General features: G+C 59.0%; 20 protein-coding genes and 2 pseudogenes. 16 read left to right on the forward strand and 6 right to left on the reverse strand.

Annotated features, from left to right (window positions below; translation table 11 throughout):
• Both BGI01S_RS27780 and BGI01S_RS27785 read left to right on the forward strand, forming a co-directional pair.
• Positions 1–292, forward strand: a pseudogene (locus BGI01S_RS27780) (hypothetical protein); the annotation flags it as partial.
• A gap of 43 nt (positions 293–335) precedes the next feature.
• A protein-coding gene (locus BGI01S_RS27785; RefSeq protein WP_232624505.1) for an IS6 family transposase occupies positions 336–1,057 on the forward strand; the annotation gives its coding sequence in 2 pieces (ribosomal slippage) (positions 336–669 and positions 669–1,057; 723 coding nt in all).
• 237 nt (positions 1,058–1,294) lie between these two features.
• Here the strand turns inward: BGI01S_RS27785 and BGI01S_RS27790 are convergent.
• Positions 1,295–1,996: a response regulator transcription factor gene (locus tag BGI01S_RS27790; RefSeq protein WP_042329618.1), complete on the reverse strand. Its 702-nt coding sequence runs from the start codon at positions 1,994–1,996 to the stop codon at positions 1,295–1,297.
• A gap of 540 nt (positions 1,997–2,536) precedes the next feature.
• Here BGI01S_RS27790 and BGI01S_RS30435 point away from each other — a divergent pair.
• From BGI01S_RS30435 to BGI01S_RS29080, 7 genes are all read left to right on the forward strand, one after another.
• The gene (locus BGI01S_RS30435) at positions 2,537–2,725 is read left to right on the forward strand and encodes a hypothetical protein (RefSeq protein WP_157004282.1); all 189 of its coding nucleotides are present in this window, start codon (positions 2,537–2,539) and stop codon (positions 2,723–2,725) included.
• Positions 2,726–2,976: 251 nt separating this feature from the next.
• Positions 2,977–3,612, forward strand: coding sequence for a hypothetical protein (locus BGI01S_RS27795; protein WP_042329619.1), 636 nt, complete (start codon positions 2,977–2,979; stop codon positions 3,610–3,612).
• A complete protein-coding gene (locus BGI01S_RS27800) occupies positions 3,609–5,594 on the forward strand; it encodes an integrase core domain-containing protein (RefSeq protein WP_042329620.1) in 1,986 nt (661 codons plus the stop codon). Before BGI01S_RS27795 ends, BGI01S_RS27800 begins: the two co-directional genes overlap by 4 nt.
• 49 nt (positions 5,595–5,643) lie before the next feature.
• Positions 5,644–6,621: an ATP-binding protein gene (locus BGI01S_RS27805; protein WP_042329621.1), complete on the forward strand. Its 978-nt coding sequence runs from the start codon at positions 5,644–5,646 to the stop codon at positions 6,619–6,621.
• Positions 6,608–7,279, forward strand: coding sequence for a hypothetical protein (locus BGI01S_RS29905; protein ID WP_232624506.1), 672 nt, complete (start codon positions 6,608–6,610; stop codon positions 7,277–7,279). Before BGI01S_RS27805 ends, BGI01S_RS29905 begins: the two co-directional genes overlap by 14 nt.
• Before the next feature lie 388 nt (positions 7,280–7,667).
• Entirely contained in the window at positions 7,668–9,560 is a 1,893-nt protein-coding gene (locus tag BGI01S_RS27815; RefSeq protein ID WP_042329623.1) for an alpha/beta hydrolase domain-containing protein, read from the forward strand.
• Positions 9,561–10,031, forward strand: coding sequence for a JDVT-CTERM system glutamic-type intramembrane protease (locus BGI01S_RS29080; RefSeq protein ID WP_052400536.1), 471 nt, complete (start codon positions 9,561–9,563; stop codon positions 10,029–10,031).
• A gap of 729 nt (positions 10,032–10,760) precedes the next feature.
• On the opposite strand, the gene BGI01S_RS27825 is transcribed toward BGI01S_RS29080, so the two are convergent.
• The 4 genes from BGI01S_RS27825 to BGI01S_RS27840 form a co-directional block, all read right to left on the reverse strand.
• The gene (locus BGI01S_RS27825; protein ID WP_042329624.1) at positions 10,761–11,780 is read right to left on the reverse strand and encodes a Gfo/Idh/MocA family protein; all 1,020 of its coding nucleotides are present in this window, start codon (positions 11,778–11,780) and stop codon (positions 10,761–10,763) included.
• A gap of 121 nt (positions 11,781–11,901) precedes the next feature.
• The gene (locus tag BGI01S_RS27830) at positions 11,902–12,738 is read right to left on the reverse strand and encodes a shikimate dehydrogenase family protein (protein WP_042329625.1); all 837 of its coding nucleotides are present in this window, start codon (positions 12,736–12,738) and stop codon (positions 11,902–11,904) included.
• A gap of 133 nt (positions 12,739–12,871) precedes the next feature.
• Positions 12,872–13,324: a cupin domain-containing protein gene (locus tag BGI01S_RS27835; RefSeq protein ID WP_042329626.1), complete on the reverse strand. Its 453-nt coding sequence runs from the start codon at positions 13,322–13,324 to the stop codon at positions 12,872–12,874.
• 123 nt (positions 13,325–13,447) lie between these two features.
• Complete coding sequence (locus BGI01S_RS27840; protein ID WP_042329627.1) at positions 13,448–14,881, reverse strand: MFS transporter; 1,434 nt, start codon at positions 14,879–14,881, stop codon at positions 13,448–13,450.
• Positions 14,882–14,966: 85 nt separating this feature from the next.
• On the opposite strand from BGI01S_RS27840, the gene BGI01S_RS27845 reads away from it, so the two are divergent.
• From BGI01S_RS27845 to BGI01S_RS31240, 7 genes and pseudogenes are all read left to right on the forward strand, one after another.
• Complete coding sequence (locus tag BGI01S_RS27845; protein ID WP_042329628.1) at positions 14,967–15,779, forward strand: IclR family transcriptional regulator; 813 nt, start codon at positions 14,967–14,969, stop codon at positions 15,777–15,779.
• On the forward strand, positions 15,776–16,588 hold the full coding sequence (locus BGI01S_RS27850) for a 2-keto-4-pentenoate hydratase (RefSeq protein WP_042329629.1): 813 nt from the start codon (positions 15,776–15,778) through the stop codon (positions 16,586–16,588). Before BGI01S_RS27845 ends, BGI01S_RS27850 begins: the two co-directional genes overlap by 4 nt.
• A 13-nt stretch (positions 16,589–16,601) precedes the next feature.
• Complete coding sequence (locus tag BGI01S_RS27855; protein WP_042329630.1) at positions 16,602–17,495, forward strand: fumarylacetoacetate hydrolase family protein; 894 nt, start codon at positions 16,602–16,604, stop codon at positions 17,493–17,495.
• A gap of 28 nt (positions 17,496–17,523) precedes the next feature.
• Positions 17,524–18,219 (forward strand): hypothetical protein, encoded by a 696-nt coding sequence (locus BGI01S_RS27860; RefSeq protein WP_042329631.1) that lies wholly within the window; start codon positions 17,524–17,526, stop codon positions 18,217–18,219.
• A gap of 96 nt (positions 18,220–18,315) precedes the next feature.
• Positions 18,316–19,887, forward strand: coding sequence for a UxaA family hydrolase (locus BGI01S_RS27865; protein ID WP_042329632.1), 1,572 nt, complete (start codon positions 18,316–18,318; stop codon positions 19,885–19,887).
• A 79-nt stretch (positions 19,888–19,966) separates the two neighbouring features.
• Positions 19,967–21,154: a fumarylacetoacetate hydrolase family protein gene (locus BGI01S_RS27870; protein ID WP_042329633.1), complete on the forward strand. Its 1,188-nt coding sequence runs from the start codon at positions 19,967–19,969 to the stop codon at positions 21,152–21,154.
• A gap of 256 nt (positions 21,155–21,410) precedes the next feature.
• Positions 21,411–21,554 (forward strand): annotated as a pseudogene (locus BGI01S_RS31240) (oxidoreductase); the annotation flags it as partial.
• A 358-nt stretch (positions 21,555–21,912) separates the two neighbouring features.
• Here BGI01S_RS31240 and BGI01S_RS30700 read toward each other — a convergent pair.
• Positions 21,913–22,729, reverse strand: an 817-nt coding sequence (locus BGI01S_RS30700) for a hypothetical protein (protein ID WP_042329634.1), incomplete at its 5' end; no start/stop codon positions are given.

Raw genomic sequence — 22,729 nt, forward strand, 5'->3', positions numbered from 1 at the left:
GCTAAAGTGGATCGCAAACTGGGTCATGCACAATGCACCTACCCCTGAGAAACAAGCCGAAAAAGCGCTGCGCGAATTACGTCTGGAGCTTTTCCAGGCCGAGCAGCGAATCCTCGATGCGCAGATGCAGGCGGATTACTACCGTTCACGCATCGCCTTTTGCGAGGACGTCATAAAGAACGGTATCGAGCAGGTAACTGATCAGCGCAAAGATGACCACGATACCCCGCAGATGCTGCGGCCCGGAATCAAGCTCGCGGCGGCGTCGCGTGCGAGGGTTCTGTCGCGCTAAGGCGATCATGTAAAATTCGACGACCGAAATTGAGACGACCACGATGGCCATGACAGGCAAGACGCCGCGCAAGATATTACCGCCAGGGATCGCGAAGGTGCTGAAGCGACTGCACTATCCCCTGGATGTGATCCTGCTGTGTGTGCGATGGTACGTGGCCTACTCACTAAGCCTTCGCAATCTCGAAGAGATGATGGCTGAGCGCGGCTTTGAGGTCGACCATTCGAGTGTGCATCGGTGGGTCATCAAGCTCGTACCGTTGTTCGAGAAAGCCTTTCGCAAGCACAAACGTCCAGTGGGTAAGAGCTGGAGGATGGATGAAACCTACGTCAAAGTGCGCGGCCACTGGAAGTACTTGTACCGGGCAGTGGAAAGGTCGGCAACACCGTCGATTTCCTGCTTCGAGCCCATCGTGACAAGGCTGCAGCGCGCCGCTACTTTGAAAAGGCCATCGATCGTAACGGCGCGCCTGAGACCGTGACCATGGATAAAAGCGGGGCCAATCTGGCCGCCCTGCAGGCCATCAACGCTGAGCGGGAAACGCCCATCAAGGTCCGACAAGTCAAGTATTTGAACAATATCGTCGAACAGGATCATCGTGCCATCAAGCGCATCATTAAACCCATGATGGGCTTCAAGGATTTCCGGTGTGCGCGCATCATCCTCTCAGGCATCGAAGTGATGCATATGATCAGGAAGGGGCAGATGAAAGACCACGGCCTCACACGAACAGCTGCCGCGCAGTTCTATTCTCTGGTGGCATAAGGAATCCTTATCATGAAGGATTTTTCAACTTGTCGATCTTATCGCGACACAACCCGAGAAGATCGCCTCGCTGTTTGAAGGAATCCCCTTCAAGAATGGCGTGCCGGTGACCGACAGCATACCGGCTCAGCAACCGTTGGCCGCCTGATCATGCCAGCCGCCCGTACACCACATTTGACTTTAGCTCATAAAGCGATTTTGTCTTCTTCATCGCTTCATTCTACCGCCGCCTCTCCATCAACCTGACAGTGCCGCGGCAAGCTGTTCAAGACGATATCCGTAGCCGTAGACGGGCGCCAGTCGGTATCCGCCTTCCGGGCGCAGGCCGAGTTTCGTGCGCAACAACGAAACGTGCGTATCCATCGTCCGTGACGAAACGTCGGGCACCTGCTTCCACACCAGCTCGGCAACGTGCGCGCGTGACAGCGGCCGCCCGAGATTCTGGAACAGCAACAGTGCGAGCGCGAATTCACGCTGCGTTACAGTTACTGGTATCCCGTTTTTCAAGACCTGTCCTGAAGGTAGATCAAACTCGAAATCGCCAAAGACTTCTTTCGTAGACAAGGGATTGATCGCATACGCACGACGCAACAACGCTGAGACACGCGCGAGCAGCACACCGGAACTGACGGGCTTGATGAGATAGTCGTCCGCGCCGGCGTTCAGTATTGACGTGATGTCGTCTTCGCGACCGCGTGCGGTCATGAAAATCACCGGAGTGCGCTCCGCCTGGCTTTCCCGGACCCATTGCAATACATCCTTGCCACTCAGGTCCGGCACCTCCCAGTCAAGCAGCAGCAGATCGAAAGTTTGCCGCCGTAGGGCGTGAACAAGCGCCTTCCCCTTCGAAAATTCATGGCAACTGTACCCGGCCGTTGACAACGTTTCCATGACTAAAGCCGCCTGGACTGGATCGTCCTCGAGTATCGCAATTCTCATTCGTCCTCTCATGAGCGTTCACCGCGTCGCGGTGAATTATTTTTAACAATTTGACAATTTTAACCAATTTTCTGCATACCGTTCACCCGCTACAAACCCCAGTGAACGGCTGCGATGCCGCTGCGGCGACCCGATAGAACCCTGGTGAGCCGAACCGCGCCACAGAGGCGGCAATACGCGCAGGGCCACGGGTCCCGCGCTGCGACATTGACGGTTAGGGAACTCCTGATGTGCTCCATCTAAGCTTGACCTGTTCGACGGACAGATTGGTTGGGTCACGATCTTGCGATCTACGGCCCGCCTCATCACGGGGTGATCGCCGCAGATCCACGATGCACCAGGCAGCGGCTCTTTCCAGATTGGCCGGCAAATGCGATGACTCGCTCAAATGCCGCCGATCGGATAAGAATTGCCATCACACGCGCGAACGACCAATGTCCGCAACTCGCCAAACGACGAGTTTCTCCTCATTTGATCCCGTCACGCGACTGCCATGCATCAATCAGGCATTGATCTATCGGTCATCGCCTTGGAGCTAATATGACAATGAAGGAGCGGGGCAGCGCGAAACACAGCGCAAATAGCAAACCCAGTTGCGGATATTTAAAGGCGGCTTTCATTGTGTTTTCGCTTTTATTGGCCGCACTGCATATCTATCCTGCTCGCCGCTTGATTATTACCGCGACAAAACCATCCGCCAAGCTTATTCGAACAGGATTTCCCTTCTGATAACTCTGGCCAGTCTTATGCGAACATTATTATTTAAGTTTTTAAAACGCAGAAAAATTGTCTGTTCGATAGACGTAAAACGAAGGAATGTTGTCACTGGACTGTGCTCGCGGGGGCGACGGTTTAGCCATTGAATTGACAAGATTGCTTCGTTAACTAGCGAAGTAAAGTCGTCACTTCGCGTTAGCGCGAATTAAAATTGTCAACTCACGTTCGTCCTAGACCATGAAATCCTCAGGCAGGTGGTACACATGGTCGACGTTTTGCGAAGCTTCGAGCCACTTACACTGCCGCGTCCTCGCGGCGCGCACCGTTATGACGTCTTCAGTCCGAAACTGGGGCGACGTCTGACCCTATACAGGCGCAGCGCTTTCGAAGCATGGCTGATGCTCGAAGCGGATCCTGCGGCAAAGACATTCTGTGAACGGCCTGGCTTCATGGCAGTCGACGGGCAACGCTGCGTCGTCGATTTCTGGGCAAAGTTTAATGACCATGAATGCCTGGTAGTACTATTGGAAGTGACACCGGAGACGGACCGCCCGCGGAGTCGTCTTGACCTCGACCCGGAAACCTTCGTCGTGCGGCACATTGATGCAACCGAAAGGGCAGCTGCGCGTGTCTGGACCGGTAACTGGCAGCGCATGCTGCCCGTACTTGTAGCCGCGCGGGGCCTCGTCAAGCCTTCGATGCTCGGCGAGATCGAGCGGTTTGTCGCGTCGCCCCAATCGCTGATGACCGTAGAGCGGGAATTCTCCACGGGCGATCCATCACTCGTCCGGGCGGCCGTTTTCGAACTGCTGCATCGCGGTCGCATCCAGGCGCTGGAGTTACACACTGAAAGCCTGACGTTTCTGACGCGCTTCGTTGCGATACAGGCCACATCATGAGCCGCCGCAGACCCGAATTTCAGACGCTGGATCTCGCCTCGTGGCCGACAATCGCCTGGACAGAACTCGACGCCGCCGGGCGCAGTCGCGTCCAGAGGCATATCGACGCCATTGAGCGTTATGCCAAAGATGAGCCTGTCGGCAGTATTGAGGCCGCAACTGGAGTCAACCGCAGACAGCTCTACCGGCTTCTCGACAGGGCGCTCTCGCTGCATGCCGACGGGCGGATATACGGCTTTCGTGCGCTTGTCGTTCATGCCCGCGTGACGGAATATACTCGCCTGCTGCCCGTTACTTTGCATAGCGAAAGGGGCGGTGCTGTCGGTGCGCTTTCGCTGCTGTTCGAGCGGTATCCGCGACTCGCTGCGTGGCTCGTGCTGCAGATCAGACAGCGCCGCGTGACCCTCAAGCAAATACCTTCGGACGACGGCATCCGGATCCGGCTGCACGGTTTGCGGGCCTTGCACGAAAGATTTCTGCAGGAGTGCCAGCAACTGGGCTTGACCGCCGCCGATTATCCGTTCAACACCGCGGGGCGCGCGATCCGGTCGCTGTCCTCGCGGGTGAAGGCGGAGCTTTTGCGCGGTTTTGGAATGGTAGCGGCGGCTGCCGGCGCCTCGCACCTGAAGGGACTACCACGTTCCGACGATGTACCTGCTCCCGCAGCGACGCGGCCGTATCAGGTTGTCGAATTCGATGGTCACCGGCTCGATGTGCGGCTGAAGGTTGTCGTTCGCGATCCGCTCGGGTTCGAGCATGAGTTTGAAATCGAGCGCGTGTGGCTGCTAGTGATTATCGACGTGTGCACGCGGGTTGTACTTGGCTATCACCTGGCACTGACCCGGGAATACAGTCGCTACGATGTGATCAAGACGATCGAGAACGCGCTCGAACCCCGGCCATTGCGCGCCTTCACCATACCCGGACTAGCCTGCCAGCGGCAGGATGGTTTCGCGTCACAGCGCCTGCCCGAACTTGCCTACGTCAGCTGGGAGTGCATCCGACTCGACAATGCGAAAGCGAACCTCGCTGGCGAAACGTTAGCTGCACTCTGCGAGTTCGTTGGCTGCGTCGTCAGTGCAGGACCGAAGCACAGTCCGGACGAGCGCCCGTATATCGAGCGTTTCTTTGGCACAATTGCCAGCAGGCTGTCCTCACGCCTCCCAGGTTACACGGGCTCCCATCCTCGCGACCTGCGCCGCGCGCTGGCCGCCCCGAAAGGTGATCTCCGCCTGTACGTGTCGCTCGATGAGCTGGATGAGTTGATCACTTTTTCGATTGCAAGCTATCACGGCACGCCTCACGGCGGGTTAAATGGCGCGACGCCGCTCGAAGCGATGGAGTTCTTTGTTCGTGGAAGGGGGCAACTTCTGGCCTGGTTACCGGAAGTGCGCCGACGTACGTTATGCCTGATGCAAACCGCGCGGCACTGCCGTGTGCGCGGCTATCTTGCGCTCGGCGTCCGTCCTCACATTAACCTGTTCGGCGTGCGCTATACCAACATTGTCCTTGCCAGTAGCGCGCAGCTGATTGGCCAGTCGCTTCGCGTCTACATCAACGCTGACGATCTGCGCTGCGTACGTGCTTTCCTCGCTGATGGCAGCGAGCTCGGTGTCCTTGATGCACAAGGTGCGTGGCGCGTGATGCCGCACAACCTGACGTTGCGGAGGGAAGTACTGAAGGCGAGAAGCAGTAGGGGCTCAGGCCACATGCCAGCTGAAAATCCGATTGACGCATACGTACGGACCAAGGTCGCAGCGGCAAGCAGGTCACGCAGGGCGGCCTCAGATGCAGCGCGGACGCTGCGCCTGCTCGCAAGCGCACCAACTGCCAGAACGCCGACAGGCCCGCTAGCACCAGACGCATTTCCAGAAACGCCGTCAGCGGAAACAGCGGAGGGGACCGACGTGGTCGCCAATACAGCACCCGTCGAACCGGTTCGTCCGCGCGCGCTTGGTATCGGGACGGGGCAGGTTTTCTAACAGGTGGTTCTTACGGTTGCTCTGACAGGTGGTACTCACAGGAGGAGGTATGTTGCTTCAGGTCTCGCGTCCAGTCGATCCGTCGCTGCACCCGCTCGTCACCGGAAACTACCGGATTGCCACACCGGCTATCGAATCATTCTACGAACTCGTCGTGAGCTGTCTTCGCTACCGCGTGACGGGCGCACTCATTTACGGCGCTCCGAGGATCGGCAAGACGCGTTCGATAGAATACGTGCGCCTGCTGCTTGCCAGGGAATATCCCAAAGTGACGAGCTATCACGCCCGGTGCGAGCACAAGCCGCGGCACGCAGAAGGGCCGTTCTTTTCAAACCTGCTGGAAGCTGTTGGCGATCATGATCCGAACGCGGGCACCAACCCCGCGAAACGCATGCGACTGTCGTTGCGGATCCGGGAAGCGGCTGCGCGCGCTGGCAGCGGGACGGTTCTGCTCTTTTGCGATGAGGCGCAACGCTACAACGAAAACGAATATGAGTGGCTGAGGGATGTACACGATGCACTCGACCGCCAGCAGATCAAGCTGTTCACGTTCCTCGTTGGCCAGCAGGAGTTGCTCTCCCAGAAGAGCGCGCTGCAGATCGCCGGCAAGACGCAGATTGTTGCGCGCCTGATGGTCGAAGAACTTGCCTTCCATGGCATCCGCAATGCCGAAGATGTCGCCACGTGTTTGAACGGTTACGACCAGACCGCCTATCCCGAGGGCACGCAGTGGAGCTTCACGAGGTTCTACCTGCCACAGTCGTTCGAGGCTGGTTATCGACTTGTCGACGATGCGGCCCTACTCTGGGATGCCTTCGAGGCCGCGCACCACAAGGCGACCCTGGCTGGCCGTCTCGAAATACCGATGGAATCGTTTGCGCGGGCCGTCGAGATCGTGCTCAAGGATAGCGAACTCAGGGATGCTCCGGGGTATTGTCCGGACGCCTCGTTATGGGCCCACGCTGTGCGGCACTCCGGCTATGTTCAGTCGCGCCATGCAACCGGTCGCGTGCTTGTCCACGCGTAAAGAGGCGCCCGCGCTCATTGCCCCGCGCTTCCCGATACTCAGCCTCGATGAGCGACGGCTGACCCCGGCACTGGGCTTCATATTCGATGCGCGGTGGCTGTTGCCGGGCGAGTCGATTGTATCGATCCTGTGGAAGTTCGCGCGTGCGAACGGACTTCCTGGGCACGCGCTGGTGCGGCTGATGGGTGCTGACATCGAACCGTACGAAGGCGTTGAGCCAATGCGCGATGCCGTCGATGTGAAGCATCTGAGGCGCACGCTGCTATTGCCTGGCAAGGTATTGCACGCTTCACTCCTTGATGCCGGCCAGAGGGGAAGGCATCACCCGGCTTTCCGGTATTGCAGGCAATGCGTATTACTCGGTCATCACAGCGTGACGTACCAGATGTTCAGCGAAAACCGTTGTCCCGCTCACCAACGAAAGCTCGAGACGCAATGCCATCGTTGCGGGCGGGAAACACCCTACATCCTCAACGCGAGTCTTGTGGGATCGCCGTATCGCTGTGCGCAATGCGGCGAGCTTTACGCGACTCAATCTCCTCCAGCCTTTGCAGCGAAACCAGCGATGCGCAAGGAGCATCGTATTGCCATCGCGCGACATTTCCACAATCGCATGGCAGGCAGCTTTTGCCTTGGCAAGGATGAACGCAACCTGTAGCTCGCGGTCTCGTGGCAGGGGCGCACGCTTCATAGATCACGAGCTTTCCATTAATCTTCGTCCCGAAACTGTCGTGCGAATACGCAAAAATGGGTGTTGACGACTTTACTTCGTTTTTGGTGACGAATTTACTTCGCTCTACGCCTGCCACAGTGGCGATCGTCGAGGGTTTACACCTTCTACCTTCCGATTTTTACTCTGGATAGAATTTGTACTAACTGGTTCGAATGTAGTTTGAACGATCGTGTCGCACGCAGTGCGAACCGGCTACGCCAGGTATCGAAGACTTCTAACGACAAAGACGGAGGTGACAGTGGCGGTAAATCTACTTATCAACGGGAGTTTCAAGTGGCGACGACACGCCGTTGCCGCATGTGCGGCAACCGGCATGCTGATTTCAGCGTGGGCGGAAGCTACGGTACCCACTCCGAGCGTCGCTGGTCCGATTGCGTCCGTACTCGGCAATTCCAACCATAACTACACGTTCTTCGCGAGCGATCTTGGGCTCGCGAGCCGCGGCTATGTTGAACAGGAGTACTTCTATAGTGGAACCGCCAACAGCTACGACGCGACCATTGCGGGCGGGATCGGCGCGCGGGCGACGCCTTCTACAACCGCCAACATCGTCACGTCTGGCAATCCCTACAAAACGCGCATGGTTGTGCGGCGTCCGTCCGATCCGGCGAAGTTCAACGGTATCGTTGTTGTCGAGTGGTTAAATGCCACCAGCAACTACGACGTTGAAGCCCTTTGGCTTCGTTCGCACGAATTCCTCATGCGCGAAGGTTATGCGTGGGTTGGGATCACCGCACAGAGCGTCACGATCACGAATGCGACCTTGGGGCTGAAGGCATTCAGCCCTGACCGGTATGGGTCGCTGGATCTGACGGCGGGCGGGAAATTTACGAGCGGTGATCCATTATCGTACGATGTGTATGCGCAAGGTATTCAGGCGATCAGAAGCGGCGCCGTACTCGGATCGGTTCAGTCCGGCCTGAAGAAGATTATCGCGGCGGGCGTGTCTCAGTCAGCTGGCCGCGTGTCTGTGTTCCTTAATGCAGTACAACCGCGCGACACACCGGTGGTTGATGCCGCGCTGCTCTACATAGGAGGTGAGAAGCTGCGTACCGATCTGCCGATTCCGGTTATGAAGCTTCTGACCGAGAACGAGTACGTGGCACCATCGTCAGCGAATGAGATTACGTCGCTTCAACCCGACACGAATCTGATTCGCACGTGGTCGATTACCGGTGCTTCTCACTCGGACTGGGAGTCGTTCGCGGCGCGGTACCCATTGTTGCAGCGCGACCAGCCAACGGCTGCGCTGTTTGATAGTTGTTCGTTACCTAGCCGAAGCCGCGTTCCGGATCGCTTCGTGCAGTCGGCTGCGATCGACTGGCTCAGGAAATGGAGTCTCGGGCTCGCCACGCCGCCCGGTTCCCCGACGATTACGTTGGGTTCCGATGGTGTAACTGTGCAACGTGACAGTCGTGGCATTGCATTGGGCGGTATTCGTCTGGCGCCGCTGGCCGTTCCGGTCGCGCTCGATCAAGGCTACAACACCGGCAATGGCACGTGTTTTCTGAACGGCTACCATCTGCCGTTCGACACCGCCACGCTGAACGCACTTTATCCAACGCATGCTGGCTATTTCTCGGCGTTTCAGCAAGCGGCGGATGCCAACGTGAAAGCGGGCTACGTGCTTCCTGCAGACCAGGCTGATATGGTGGCAGACGCGCAGCATTCGATTTACGGCATGGGTACTGATTGCGGCACGTTGTGCAAGAACGTAGCTCAGTTCCCGATTCAAGGAACAACTGAATTGCTACGCGATCACACGAAGTTTCTGTATATGCACGGTGGCGACGAGCTTCTCAAATCGGTCGATGCGGCGACGTTGTCGGTTTCGCGGGGTTACGCCGCGAGCAATACGTCGACCAAAAAGACTCAGTTCTCGCAAGCGGCGAAATGGTTGCAGCAATACCAGTCACAGGTCAACGCACAGTTGAGTGCGGGCAATGTGACAACGCAGCAGGCGAGTCTGCTCAGCGGTTATGCAGGGCAGTTGATCACCCAGCTTGAGCAACTCGGTGCGGACCCTAGTTCGGTCGCTCTGGATATGTCGGCCGTGAACGATTTGTGGGGCACCCCGGGAGGCACGGTGGGCGGCGGAGGTTGCACGATCGGAAACGGTCGGTTTGATCCGACGTTGATAGCCTTGGCTCTGTTCGCGGCATTCGGTCTGATGCGGCGCCGCAAGCAAGTTCGTCTCAAGAGTTAGATGAGCGAATCTCTCGCCACGCGGACAAGTAAAGCCGGCGCGTTCACGCGCCGCTTCTGGTTCGTCGCGTTTTCGATTGCCGTGGGACCGATTGGTGCGTTACTCGCGGCCTCAATCCTCAATGCCCAGCCTGCCGCTTCGTCCGGTTCTCATTCGGCTATTTGGAGTTTGCTGTTGTCTCTCGTCATAGCGCCGGTTCTTGAAGAGTTAGCGTTTCGCGAGTTCCTCCAGGGGATACTGAATGAGACACGGCTGGGCCGCAAACATGCCTGTGGGGTAACTGGCGCGAATCTCGCGACCAGCCTGTTTTTTGCCGCGTGCCACATCCCCAGTCAGGGGGCGAGATTGGCTTGTCTTATTGTGTTCCCTTCGCTGATGCTGGGCAGGATGAAGGAATTCTTCCCAGCGATGCTTCCAGTAATCGGTCTACACGCGTGGTACAACGCATGCCTTTTTATTGCGATACATTAAGTCTCAGGCGGGCGAGAACGCCTGTCTGGCATCCTAAAACCAGGAATGTGACCTTGCATTCGGGGCCCAGTGGCGACGGCACGTCGTTAAGTGCGGTCAGCACCGTTCCGCGCGTTTGATGATAAATGCTTGAAGGATGCTTTCTGCCTTCAGGCATTGGTAACCGCTTACCACGAAGACTAATTTATTCCTTATACGTGCCGAGGGCGCGTTCCCCTGTGCTTCCGCCAACGTCGCGGTGCATTGGTCGATTTTTTGCTGGAAAAATCTCGGGCGCAGGGAGGAAGTGGGCGGACAGTTTCCCGAGCGCCATCGACGACGGGCCGGAGCGCTGCGCGCTCATCGTCAGTTCAACAAGCGGCATTGTCCCCCGATCCACGAAAGGCAGTTGGACAGTTGGAAGCGGCCAGCCGGCAGCGAGTACTCCCGATCCAATTCAGACGTTGCAAGCAGTGATGTCCAATGGCCGCTTTAGGGGCGTCGACCTTCGGAGGTGCAGTTTTTGCGAAAGTTCAGGAGCGCTACGGGCACTAGTAGGTGCCAGCGCAAAAGTGAGTATTGATGGCTGCAGCCTTCTGTTGATTGTAAAAAAACCGCAACGTTCGCACGGCGACGGAGGCGACAACGCACGATACGTGGCGGCATGCTGTTTCCAAGTTCACCCGGAGCTGAGTTGTGCCTTGGGTGGCAATCCTTGTAATGCAAGGACACTACGGTCCGACGGCTCAGTCACACGGAAACTGGCTTCAACGTCTGAAGCGTCCCGCCCTGCTGAGCCGAAGCGTACGCGGCGTCCATGACTTGCATCATCAGCTCCGCATCGCGCAACGACGCGATTGGTTTGGCGCCACTCTGGCTTTCGGCGAGCACCCGCTTGACGAAGAGTGGGTAGTAGACGTCGGTCTCGAGTTGGAGGCGGCGGCTTCGCGTGCCGGCTGAAAGGTTGTTCCTGTCACGAATCTCGATTCGGTCCGGACCGGATTTGACATACAGACGATCGGAAGCAAGGGTAAAAGAAAATTCGCGCTGCTCCTCGGCGGTACTGGGGAAGCTATACCCTGTCTCCACCAACCCAATCACGCCGTCCTCGGTTTGCATGGTCAGCAGCGAATAATCTTCCACGGCGCCCCGATGCGTTCTTGAGTTCATGATGGCAGAGACGCGAGCGATTTCCTTGCCAGTGAGCAATCTGAACAAGTCGATGAAGTGCGTGGCAACATTGATGGTCGAACCGCCGCCGGAATAGACGGGATCCAGCGCCCAGCCGGCGCCGGCCGCTTCGTATCGATTGGGCGGACCCACAACGAAACGGAACGACATGTAGTTGAAATCCGACGGTACGCGGCCCTCAGCATCTTCGAGTGAGCGGAGCAATTCACTCATGCGGAAGATCAACGGTACCGCGCAGTAAAGATTGGCTCCCTCGGTCAGGGCGCGGAGCCGGGTGACCTGCGACATGTTGATCCCGCACGGCTTCTCCAGCGCGAACGGAATGTTGCGTGCGATCACCGCCTCAGCTAGCGCCGGCATTTCCGAATGCCGACCGAATACAAATGCGAAATCGACTTCCTCGCGCTCAAGCAACTCATAAGCCGACAGGTACAACCTGCTTCCGAATCGTGCGGCAATCGCCTCACCCTTCACCTGCTCCGCATCAGACACGGCAACAACCTGAATCCCTGGCGCTTCAAGCGCATCAAGGTAAAGCGGGACATGCCAATGGCTGGCCTCCAGCAATGCAACTCTCATATGTGTTCTCCGTTGAAATATCTCACGACTCTTCGCCATCTGAAGTCAGCTGATCAAGATGTCAGCCCGGCGCTTCTCCCATGTTCCGCAAGGTGGTCAGCTATTTCGCCTGAATCCGCGTTCATCCTGGGTCTCCGTTCGGTAGTGATCGTCCATCGGGACGGTAGTCGAATCCAAGGAAGCGCAAGGCATACAGTGCCTGTCCCCGGTGCATCGGACCACCGTCCTGCGTGCGGCACCCGCGCGCGAGCGCGGCACGGCGAAGCGGCGTCGGCTCCGCCGAATTGACGATGTCTACGACGATGGCACCGGGCGCAAGCCGTTCTGGATCGACTGGCATGGCGTCGTTTGCCTTCATGCCAAGCGGCGTTGCATTGATCACGACCTCGAAGCCGAGTGGATCGGGGGCGGCCGAGCGTGCATCGCAGCCTGTCGCAGCAACGATAGCTGCCGCAAGATCGTCGGCCCGACGCTCGTCGACATCCGATATGGTCAGCGAGCTAGCGCCCGCGGAGGCGACGGCGAACGCGATAGCTCGGCCCGCGCCTCCCGCGCCAACGAGGAGCACCGACTTATTAGCTGGATGGTGGCCTTCCCACTGCATCCCGAGGACGCAGCCGACACCGTCAAATATCGCGCCGATCCAGCGCCCGTCTGCTTCGCAGCGAATGACATTGAGCGCCCCCACCTGACCAGCAGTCGAATCCAGCTCGTCGACAAATGCGAGCATCCGTTCCTTATGAGGCATCGTGACCAGCAGGCCGGACAGATTGCCCATCGCCCGCGCACCGCCGACGAAGGCCGGCAGGTTATCTTCTTTGACCCAGAAAGGGACGCAAGCCGCGTCGGCGTGCTGCTCGATAAACAGCCGGTTTAACAGCTGCGGCGATTTCGCCGCGCTCAGCGGGTCGCCGACCAAACCATAGAGTCGTGTTGTGCCAGAGATATGTAGTTGCATTTCGGCTTGATATCTAATGTAAGTCGAAGGTCGCTGAAGCTGCGGCGTAGAGCGCTGAGCTGTCTTCCGGGCTTGTGACGTACAGCGTGCCTTACGGAGAAAGCCCGCATCCGGGAAAGCTGATGCGCTTATTTCACTTCCATGGTGCAGGCGGTTCCGCCAGATCCCACGTCCCGAAGACCGCCGGCTCGTTAATCTCAATCACTTCAAGGTCATCCGAGCGCGCCATCACGTTGTGCGGAACGCCAGCGGGCTGGGACAGGCCGTCACCGGCACTGAGCGTGACATCGCTGTCCAGCCCGGCAAATCGAAACGTGACCGATCCGCGCAGCACGTACAGGTAGTGCGCGGTCATATCATGCCAATGCCAGCCAGTGGGTTCGGTGAACGGATTAAGTGCGCGAATATGCTTCGCCCCAATACGACCGTTGGTGACGGTGGCGAGTCCTAGGTCGCGATACTCTGAGTCGGCCCGCAGGCCCTCCCGATTCCAGGGAGTTCCGGACGCGCTGATTTGCGACAACGCGCTTAGGGACTTCGCGAGTTCAAGTGGGCCGTCGTAACGCGGCGTGCCTTCGTTGTGCATGTGTCTTTCTCCTCTATTGCTTCAGGTACTCACAGTAGCTGCGGACAGCAAATCGCGCGGCTCACCGGCCGAGCGCGACTTGGCGCCCCGCGTTCGGCGCGACGAGTGCGGCGTTCACGGCGGCTAAGACCGCAGTTCATTGGCAAGCTCTCCTGCATCGGCATCCTTGATAGTCCCTGTCATAGCTTGCCCGCGCAGGCGTTCATATTCAGCCTTGGGAACGGGGACCGCGTTGCGGTCGCCCAGATCGGCAAGGCGAATACGGTACGTTTCTCGTGTAGTGAACGCGGCAAACGCGGCAACCAGACAAATGCCCAAGGTAAGAGAACCTATCTTCAACGGGATATGGGTGGACCCCGGAGGCGCGACTGCGACGAAAAGCGACGGGAGCAAGGCACACAAGGTCGTCCCTACGTTTTGTCCGATTGCCATGCCGGAGACACGCACGCGCGTGCGGAACAGTTCGGGGAATAGACTCGGGAACACGCCGTTGAAGCCCTGGTAAGCGACACCCCACATGAGCAGTGAGAAGATCAGTGAGAGCCAGATACTGTGGATGCTGATGGCGTACAGGTAGCCGAAAGCGAAGATCCCGGAGCTCACAACGCCGACGATAACGGGGGGCCTGCGACCGATCTTGTCCGAGAGGTCGCCGACGAGCGGGATCAGTATTACGGAGCAAAGGTTGCCGAGGACCGGCACCCACAGAAAGACGCCGGCGGGAAAACCAATACCGTACGCCGGCTGGACCGCATAGGTCGCGCCGAACACAGTCGCAAGGAGCGCGGTGACGGCGGCGAGTGCCATGCCCACGACGCGTAAAACGTCGCCCCAACTCTCGCGAAGGACCTCAATGACCGGCGAGGCCGGAACTTGCCCGTGCGTCTGCTCTTCGGAAAACGCGGGGGTTTCCTCTACCTGACGGCGAATGATGTAGCCGACGATGATCACGACGATGCTAAGCAGGAACGGAATGCGCCAGCCCCACGAAGCGAACTGGGCCTTCGGCATGAAGTGCGCGAGCGGCAGGAAGATACCTGCTGCAAGGAGCTGCCCCGCCTGCACCCCTTGGAGGGTGAAGCTCGCAAAGTATCCCCGCCGTCCGAACGGCGCGTGTTCAAGAATCATGGAACTCGCGCCGGACATCTCGCCTGCGACTGCGAACCCCTGGATGAGTCTCAGGATGACGAGCAACACCGGAGCCCAGACACCGATCTGCCTGTAAGTGGGCAAGAGGCCCACACACATCGTTGCAAACCCCATCAGGAACATGCAGAAGATCAGCACTGTCTTGCGACCGTGGCGGTCGCCGATGTGTCCGAGCACCATTGCTCCGATTGGCCGGGCGACATAGCCCACACCGAAGGTCGCCAGTGAAGCGATGATGCCTACCGTTGGATTATTGGAGGGAAAGAAGAGCTGCGGGAACAGCAATGAGGCAGCAGTCGCGTAGATAAAAAAGTCATAGTACTCAAGCGCTGAGCCGATCCAGCCGCTAGCCGCTGCAATCTTCGATTGGCGCTTGCCGTCGGGCCTCGCCGGTGCACTAGGATTCATGCGTGTCTCCATTTGTGATTGACTTTCCGGTGTCCTTTGTCTATTGTTGTAACACCGTTCCAATAAGAATCATGTTACGTCAATTATGAGAGTTGTCAAGGGAGCAGTTGACCGGTCGCTTCAGGCGATTGAGTTGCTCGCACGCGAGGCGCGCTGGATGCGTATGTCCGATATCGCCGCCGAGCTCGAGCTGGAAAAAGGGCCCGCTCACCGCGTGCTCGCGCAACTGTGCGAGCAGGGTTGGGCGGAACAGGATGAACAGACTTCCCAGTACCGACTGACCTTAAAGTTGTCTTTGCTTGGTCAGCGTTATCTGCATGGGCTCGGTCTGCCGGGTCTGGTGCAGCCCATCCTCGATGAAGTCGCAGCCCAGTGCCGCGAGCTGGTCCGGTTGACTGTTGTCAACGAAGGAACACTCGCGTGGCTTGCGTCGTCCCAAGGCGCGGCGCCGGGACTGATGTATTCGCCGTCAATGGACAAACCCATCGTCTTGCATGCCACGGCTAACGGCAAGGCATGGCTGGCGACCATGTCCAGCGACGAGGCGATCGAGCACGCACTGCGCGGTGGACTCGGAAAAGCGGCCGCAAGCGGGGCATGCGCGCCTAGGGCCATCACCAGCGTCGAGCAGTTAATTCCAGAGTTGGAGCGGACCAGGCAGCGTGGTTACGGGCTCGTCGTTGAAGAGGCCGAGCCGGGCGTCGTGGCTCTGGCCGTCCCGGTGCGTTCGCTAACTGACGGTGCAGTAGTCGGCACAATGAGTATTGCAGGACCTGCGATGCGGGTTCAGCCGGAGCGTTACGACGCCTTTTACGCGTTACTGCAGGAAGCGTCCGCGAAGCTGGGCGCCGTATGGCCGCGACAGAGCGTCGGTGCCCGTGCGAGCGAGGCGGCATGACCACGCCGGGCGCAGCCCAATCTCTCCCGCGCCCCCTCGGGCTGGATGAACACGCAGCACGCATTCTCGTCGCCGCGCGTCAGCAAGGCACGCTCGTGGAGCGCCTTCCCGACGAACTACGGCCCGTGAATCTGGACGAGGGGTTCGCGATCCAGCAACAGGTGGGCAAACAGCTCGGGCGGCAGGCGGGCGCGTGGAAATGCGCGCTGCCGCCGGCCGGCAAAATCATCGCTGCCCCAATCTATGACAACGTCATTCACCGGGGTGCCCAATGCCGCATTCGCGCCATGCCTGGGCAGTCCTGGGTAAGGGCAGAGCCTGAACTGGCCTGTTTGCTGGCCTGCGATCTGCCGCCACGGCGCCAAGCATATGGCGAGGCCGAGGTGCTCGACGCTCTCGGGAATGTTCATCTCGCGCTCGAACTGTTGTGCAGTCGCTATGCGCATCCGGAATCGCTGACGTTTCCCGAATTGCTGGCCGACGGTCTGTTCAACGCCGGTCTTGTCATTGGGCCCCGCGTTGAGTTGCTCGATGGCACGACGCTGGCCAATCTCCCGGTCGAATTCCCCATCAGTCTGACGCGCACCGGTCAGAACACAGTCAGTTTTGCTGGCCGCCACCCCGATCGCAGTGTGCTCGCGCCGATAGTTTGGCTCGTCAATTTTCTCCGCGTCCGCGGCCTTGGATTGCATGCCGGTCAGGCTGTGATCACGGGCTCCTACGCAGGCGTGCTCGAGTTGCCGATCGGCTGTGAGTTGCATTTCGGCTTCGGTGATCTCGGCACGTTGCCCATACTTTTTTTGTCTTGACAGGAGTATTCAAATGCGTCTCGTCCGTTTCGGCCAACCTGGCCAGGAGCATCCCGGTGTCATCGATTCGAGCGGCGCGATCCGCGATCTGACCGGCGTCGTCAACGACATCGACGGAACGACTGTTTCGCCTGCAGCCCTTGCGAAGCTACGCGAACTCGATCTGGATCGCCTGCCCGTCGTGGAAGCGGGCACGCGCCTGGGCGCCTGTATGGGCAATGTTCGTAACCTCGTGTGCATCGGTCTGAACTACTCCGATCATGCCGCTGAAACCGATACGCCGATCCCGCGGGAACCTGTCGTTTTCAACAAGCATACCGGCTCGATCAGCGGCCCGAACGACCCGGTTATCTTGCCGGCAGACGCGCAAAAACTCGATTGGGAGGTCGAGCTGGGCGTGGTGATCGGTAAACCCGCGTGGCAGATCGATGAAGCCACCGCGCTCGATCATGTGGCCGGTTACTGCCTTGCCAATGATGTGTCCGAACGCGCATATCAGCTCGAGCGCGAAGGCCAGTGGACCAAGGGCAAAAGCGGCTTCTCTTTCGCCCCGCTCGGCCCGTGGCTCGTGACGCGTGATGAAGTGCCCGACCCGCAGATGCTCGACCTGTGGCTCGACGTCAACGGCACACGTCGGCAGACGGGCAACACCCGGACGATGATCTTCAACGTAGCGCATATCGTGGCGTATCTCAGCCGCTTCATGCCACTGATGGCTGGCGACGTCATCATCACTGGGACGCCCCCCGGTGTGGGACTCGGTCAGAAGCCGCCCGTCTTTCTGAAAGCCGGCGACACCATGACCCTCGGCGGCAGCGGACTCGGCGAGCAAAGCCAGAAGATCGTGCAGTACGTGGATTCGTTTGGCGCGGCATGGGGCCGCGGCCAATATCCGTTGGCACGATAAAACGATTCGACCTATAGAAGGAGGAGCTATGAGCCTTGCTGGAACGGGCGTTGTCGCAATCTGGCATGACCTGCTGCCGGAAGCGAAGGATGATTTCTATGAGTGGCACAACCGCGAACACATGCCGGAACGCGCCGGGATTCCCGGGTTCAGGCGCGGCCGGCGCTACGTTGCGCTGGATGCGGGCCCTGAGTACTTCAATCTGTATGAAGCTGACACCGTGGAGGTGCTCGGCGCGCAAGACTACCTGCTTCGGCTGAATTCGCCGACGCCGTGGACGAAGCAGGTCGTCGCTTCGTTTCGCAGCGTGGCCCGTTCGATCTGCCATGTGGCGTATTCGGACGGCGTCGGGCAGGGCGCCAATCTCATGACGGTGCGCTTCGACGTGCCTTCCACGGCGCGTGCCGATGTCGTGAAGGGATTGCGTCAACGGATATTGCCGCCGCTCACCGACCGGCCCGGCATCACGGGCGTGCACCTGTGTCTGGCCGATGAAGCTGTCAGCAAGGTGGAAACTGCTGAGAAGAAGGCGCGTTCGGAAGGCACCCAGGTGCCGACATGGATCGTGATGATCGAAGGATGCCGTGCCGACTATGTCCGCGCAGCAGTGGACGCTTTCATTGCCGGACTCGCTGCTTTGCCCGGGGCCGCTACGGTTGCGCCGGACTCCACGCTTTATCAACTCGAGTACACGCGCTGCAAGACGCCGTGGAGCGCTGGCTGAAACGCCGCTTGACCGCGGCTGCACGACGCGTCACGGGACGCGGCGCAGCCGGCCCTGAAACTGTCGTCACGCATTGAGAAACGAAGGAGTAGTTCCATGTCGTCCCCTGTTGCGGGCATGTCCGTCGCATCCACCGCGCTCAGGCCGGTTCGCGTCATTCGACTCAATCCCACTGACGATGTCGTCATCGCCCTCGATCAGCTTATGTCCGGCACGGTGCTGGATGGGGAAGCGGTGACGGTCTCAGGCTTGATCCCGCCCGGTCACAAGGTGGCGACACGTGACATCAGTGAGGGTGAAGCGGTGCACCGTTATGGCCAGATCATCGGCTTTGCGAGTCAGACGATCCGCGCGGGGCAGCACGTTCACACTCATAACCTTGCGATGGGCGAATTCGCCCGTGACTACGCATTTAGTCAGGGCGTGCATGCCACCGTCCCGTCAACTGAGCCCGCGACATTCCAGGGCATTGTGCGTGAAGACGGCCATGTCGCCACGCGTAATTACATCGGTATTCTTACATCGGTTAATTGCTCGGCCACGGTCGCGCGTGCGATTGCCGACTATTTCCGCCGTGACATTCGTCCGGAAGCGTTGGCTGCGTTTCCGAATGTCGATGGAGTCGTTGCGCTCACCCATGGTTCGGGTTGCGCCATCGATTCCGAAGGCGACGGTCTCGCGATGCTCCAGCGCACGCTTGGCGGCTATGCATGCCACCCCAACTTCGCGAGCGTGCTGGTCATCGGCCTGGGCTGTGAAACGAATCAGATTTCGCGGCTGCTTCAAACCCAGGGGCTCAAAGAACATGACCGCTTGCGAACCTTCACGATTCAGGACACGGGTGGCACGACCCTGACAATTGCGAAGGGTATCGACCTGATCCGGCAGATGTTGCCCGACGCGAACGATGTTAAGCGGGAAACGGTTTCGGCGAGTCATCTCACCATCGGCCTTCAGTGTGGCGGCTCGGACGGATATTCCGGCGTTACGGCCAATCCCGTGCTGGGTGCAGCCGTCGATCTGCTTGTGCGGCACGGCGGCACGGCGATTCTCTCGGAGACACCGGAGATTTATGGCGCGGAGCACCTGTTGACCCGTCGCGCGGCAACGCCAGAAGTGGGACAGAAGCTGGTCGATCGCATCAGGTGGTGGGAAGCATATGCACAGCGACAAGGAGCCCAGATCAATAACAATCCGTCGGCGGGCAATAAGGCCGGCGGCTTGACGACCGTCCTTGAGAAATCATTGGGCGGCATCGCCAAGGCAGGTTCGACAAACCTTGTCGAAGTGTACGAATACGCTCAGCCAGTTAGGGCGCGCGGTCTGGTGTTCATGGACACGCCTGGCTACGACCCGGTGTCGGCTACCGGCCAGGTTGCGGGCGGTGCAAACCTGATCTGCTTCACGACGGGACGCGGTTCGGCCTATGGCTGCGCTCCCTCGCCTTCGGTGAAACTCGCGACGAACACGGCCCTCTGGCAACGTCAGTCCGACGATATGGACCTGAACTGTGGAGAAGTCCTGAAAGGCAGCACTACGATCGAGCAACTTGGCGCAGTGCTGTTCCAGCTGCTGCTTGACGTGGCCTCAGGGAGACGTTCCCGCAGCGAGCAGCACGGTTACGGACAAAACGAATTCGTCCCCTGGCAGATCAGCGCAATTATGTGAGCCCCCAGTGTTCGGAACAAACAGAGAATGGACCGCACCGATGCTCAGCAATACCCCATACCAGGTTGGAGAAAGATAGATGCCATTGAATGACCGATCCGCGCTGCCTGACGATCTGGACCATGCTGTGCTCGTGGGGCGCGCATGGTGCCCTGATATCGGTGCGCCGCGTCCTGTCGCTGTTATTGGCGGCGAACTGGTGGATGTGTCGTCGTTCGCGCTGACGACCAGCATGCTGCTTGAGCAACCAGGAATTGGCCTTCGGCTGAAGGAGGCCGCTGCGAACCTGCCGAGATTTGCGACGCTGGACCAGGTTCTTGCCAATTCCGCCTTCGATCGACGCGATCCGTCCACCCCCTGGCTCATCGCGCCATGTGACCTACAGGCGGTTAAGGCGAGCGGTGTGACGTTTGTCGAAAGCCTTCTGGAGCGGGTGATCGAGGAGCGCTCGGGGGGTGACGCGAGCCGGGCCGATGAAGTGCGCGCGCGTGTCATTTCCGTGCTGGGCGATCGGCTCGCAAGCGTTCGTCCGGGGTCAGCGGAAGCCGAGGCGGTGCGCCACGTACTTATTCACGAAGGAATGTGGTCGCAGTATCTGGAAGTCGGCATCGGTCCGGATGCGGAAATCTTCACAAAAGCGCAGCCCATGTCCGCCGTCGGCACCGGCAGCGAAATCGGAATTCATGAGAATTCGCAGTGGAATAACCCGGAGCCCGAAATCGTGCTGGCGGTGACCAGTCGGGCGGAAATCGTGGGTGCCACACTGGGGAACGACGTCAACCTTCGGGATTTCGAAGGCCGGAGTGCACTGCTGCTCGGCAAGGCGAAGGATAACAACGCTTCGGCGTCTATTGGCCCGTTCATTCGCCTTTTCGACAGTACGTTCGGCCTCGATGATGTTCGCGCTGCAGAGCTTTCGCTGCGCGTAGAAGGAACAGACGGTTATGTTCTGACAGGGGCAAGTTCCATGAAACGCATCAGCCGGAACCCGTCAGAACTCGTTGCGCAAGCGATGGGCTCTTACCATCAATACCCGGACGGAATGATGCTTTATCTGGGGACGTTGTTTGCGCCGACCGTAGATCGTAACGTGCCAGGGCAAGGGTTCACGCATCAGATCGGCGATACGGTGAGCATATCGAGCCCGCGATTCGGCACGCTCGTCAACACGGTCAACTATTCGCATCGCATTGCGCCATGGGAGTTCGGGGTTGGCGCACTGCTCGCGAGCATTCTTCGTCGGAATACGGAAGAAGCCGGGACCTAGTCGCTTCATTGCCGGCCGGTCCTCGACTATTCCATTGAGTATCAGCGGCCGGGCTTCCGGGCTAGACGTGCGGTTTAACATGAGAGTTTAGTTATGCTAATTGAAGGGAAAATGTTGATAGGCCACAGGACTGTTCTTGGCACGAATGGTTCTATCCGTGCATTCGAAGCGGCAACCGGAGAGACGATCGAACCAGAGTTCAATCGCGCGTCCGATGCCGACCTCAGTCTTCGCCAGCTCGGACCCTATGGGTAACCTCCAACGCGTGGAGACTTTGTTTGACGGAATTGTGGGGCAGGGCGCGCGTCTGCCCTCCCAGCGACGATTCGATGCCCGACATCGCAGTGTTCAGCACGGCGTGTCGCTCTCAAAGGAGCTTCACGACGAACTCGCTCGTTGATTTCGTGAAATCTGTCGGCTGATAGCGGCGCATCCAGGCTCTACGCCTCAAATGCCGCGATCGGCGGGAACAACCAAGTATCGGCAAGCCAAATTGCGAATGTCCTGTCGACGATGGCGTGCGGACGTTCGCCGGCTTCTACCGAACGGCAGCTTGGGATCGATCAGAGCCGACCGCGTCGGGCAGAGGGCGGCCACAAACAGCCGTTCGAGACAACGAATCCAGTGACCGCTTTGTGATGTATTGCAGCCTCGTCTCTGCGCCTGCTGCTGCCCGAGGCCGACTCACGTGGGGGAAGAAGATCTGAGGATCGCGGCAGCGGTCCGATCGAATACCGCGCTATATCCTCGAGCCTGCCTCACACTTCGTGGTCATGTGCGAGTATGTCTTGCGCCTTTACGAGCACATAGCCGGGTCGTCGCATTGCTTTTGTTGCATCGCGTTCAGAGCCCGCCTTATGGCTCACGATGAGCGAGCTTACCGGAAGCAAGCCCCCAATTGTTGCCGCAACTTGGTGCGTCGCCGCGCCGTACGCAGACAGCCCGAAACTCAACAGGCCAAAGGTTCCCTTCCAGAATCGCGCCAATGATCGGCGAACGTCTGCGAGTTCATTTCGAACTTCGACGGTCTGTTGGCGAAGATCCTCGACTATCAAGTTGGATGACGAGCCATCTTCGCGCACCGGCACGGATAGTTGCTTTGCGAGCATCTCGCGGAACGCAGGCAGCGCAGAGGACGCCTCCTCGCGCAGTTGAACGATCTGCATTGCATCGAGACTGCTGACCCACGGAACATTTACATTGCGTCGTTCGTCGAGCAACCGCAACTCCGCGCTGCTCCGAGCGATGCCTTCTTTGTACGCAAGCCCAACTAGGCCGATCGAAGAATTCGAGAAGACTGCGCCAGAGCCCACCATCGCATCCCGGCCCGTCCACAAGGCAGACCTTATCGCCCTATGGACTGCGTGGTATGCGAGATCTTCAAGCTTCGGCGCATCGGAGTTGTCGCCTTCGCGCGGCATGACTCGAAGATACAACGGAGGGTCATACAGATTCCCGGTGCGAAACGACAGCCCTCCGGCAACGTGTGGCTCCAGAGAGAACTCCTGCGAATGCTCAGACAAGATCGTTTCGGAAATCCGATCGACCGCCGTCTCGAAGTGCTCTAAGCAACCA

Source organism: Paraburkholderia ginsengisoli NBRC 100965, assembly GCF_000739735.1.
GTDB classification, from domain to species: domain Bacteria; phylum Pseudomonadota; class Gammaproteobacteria; order Burkholderiales; family Burkholderiaceae; genus Paraburkholderia; species Paraburkholderia ginsengisoli.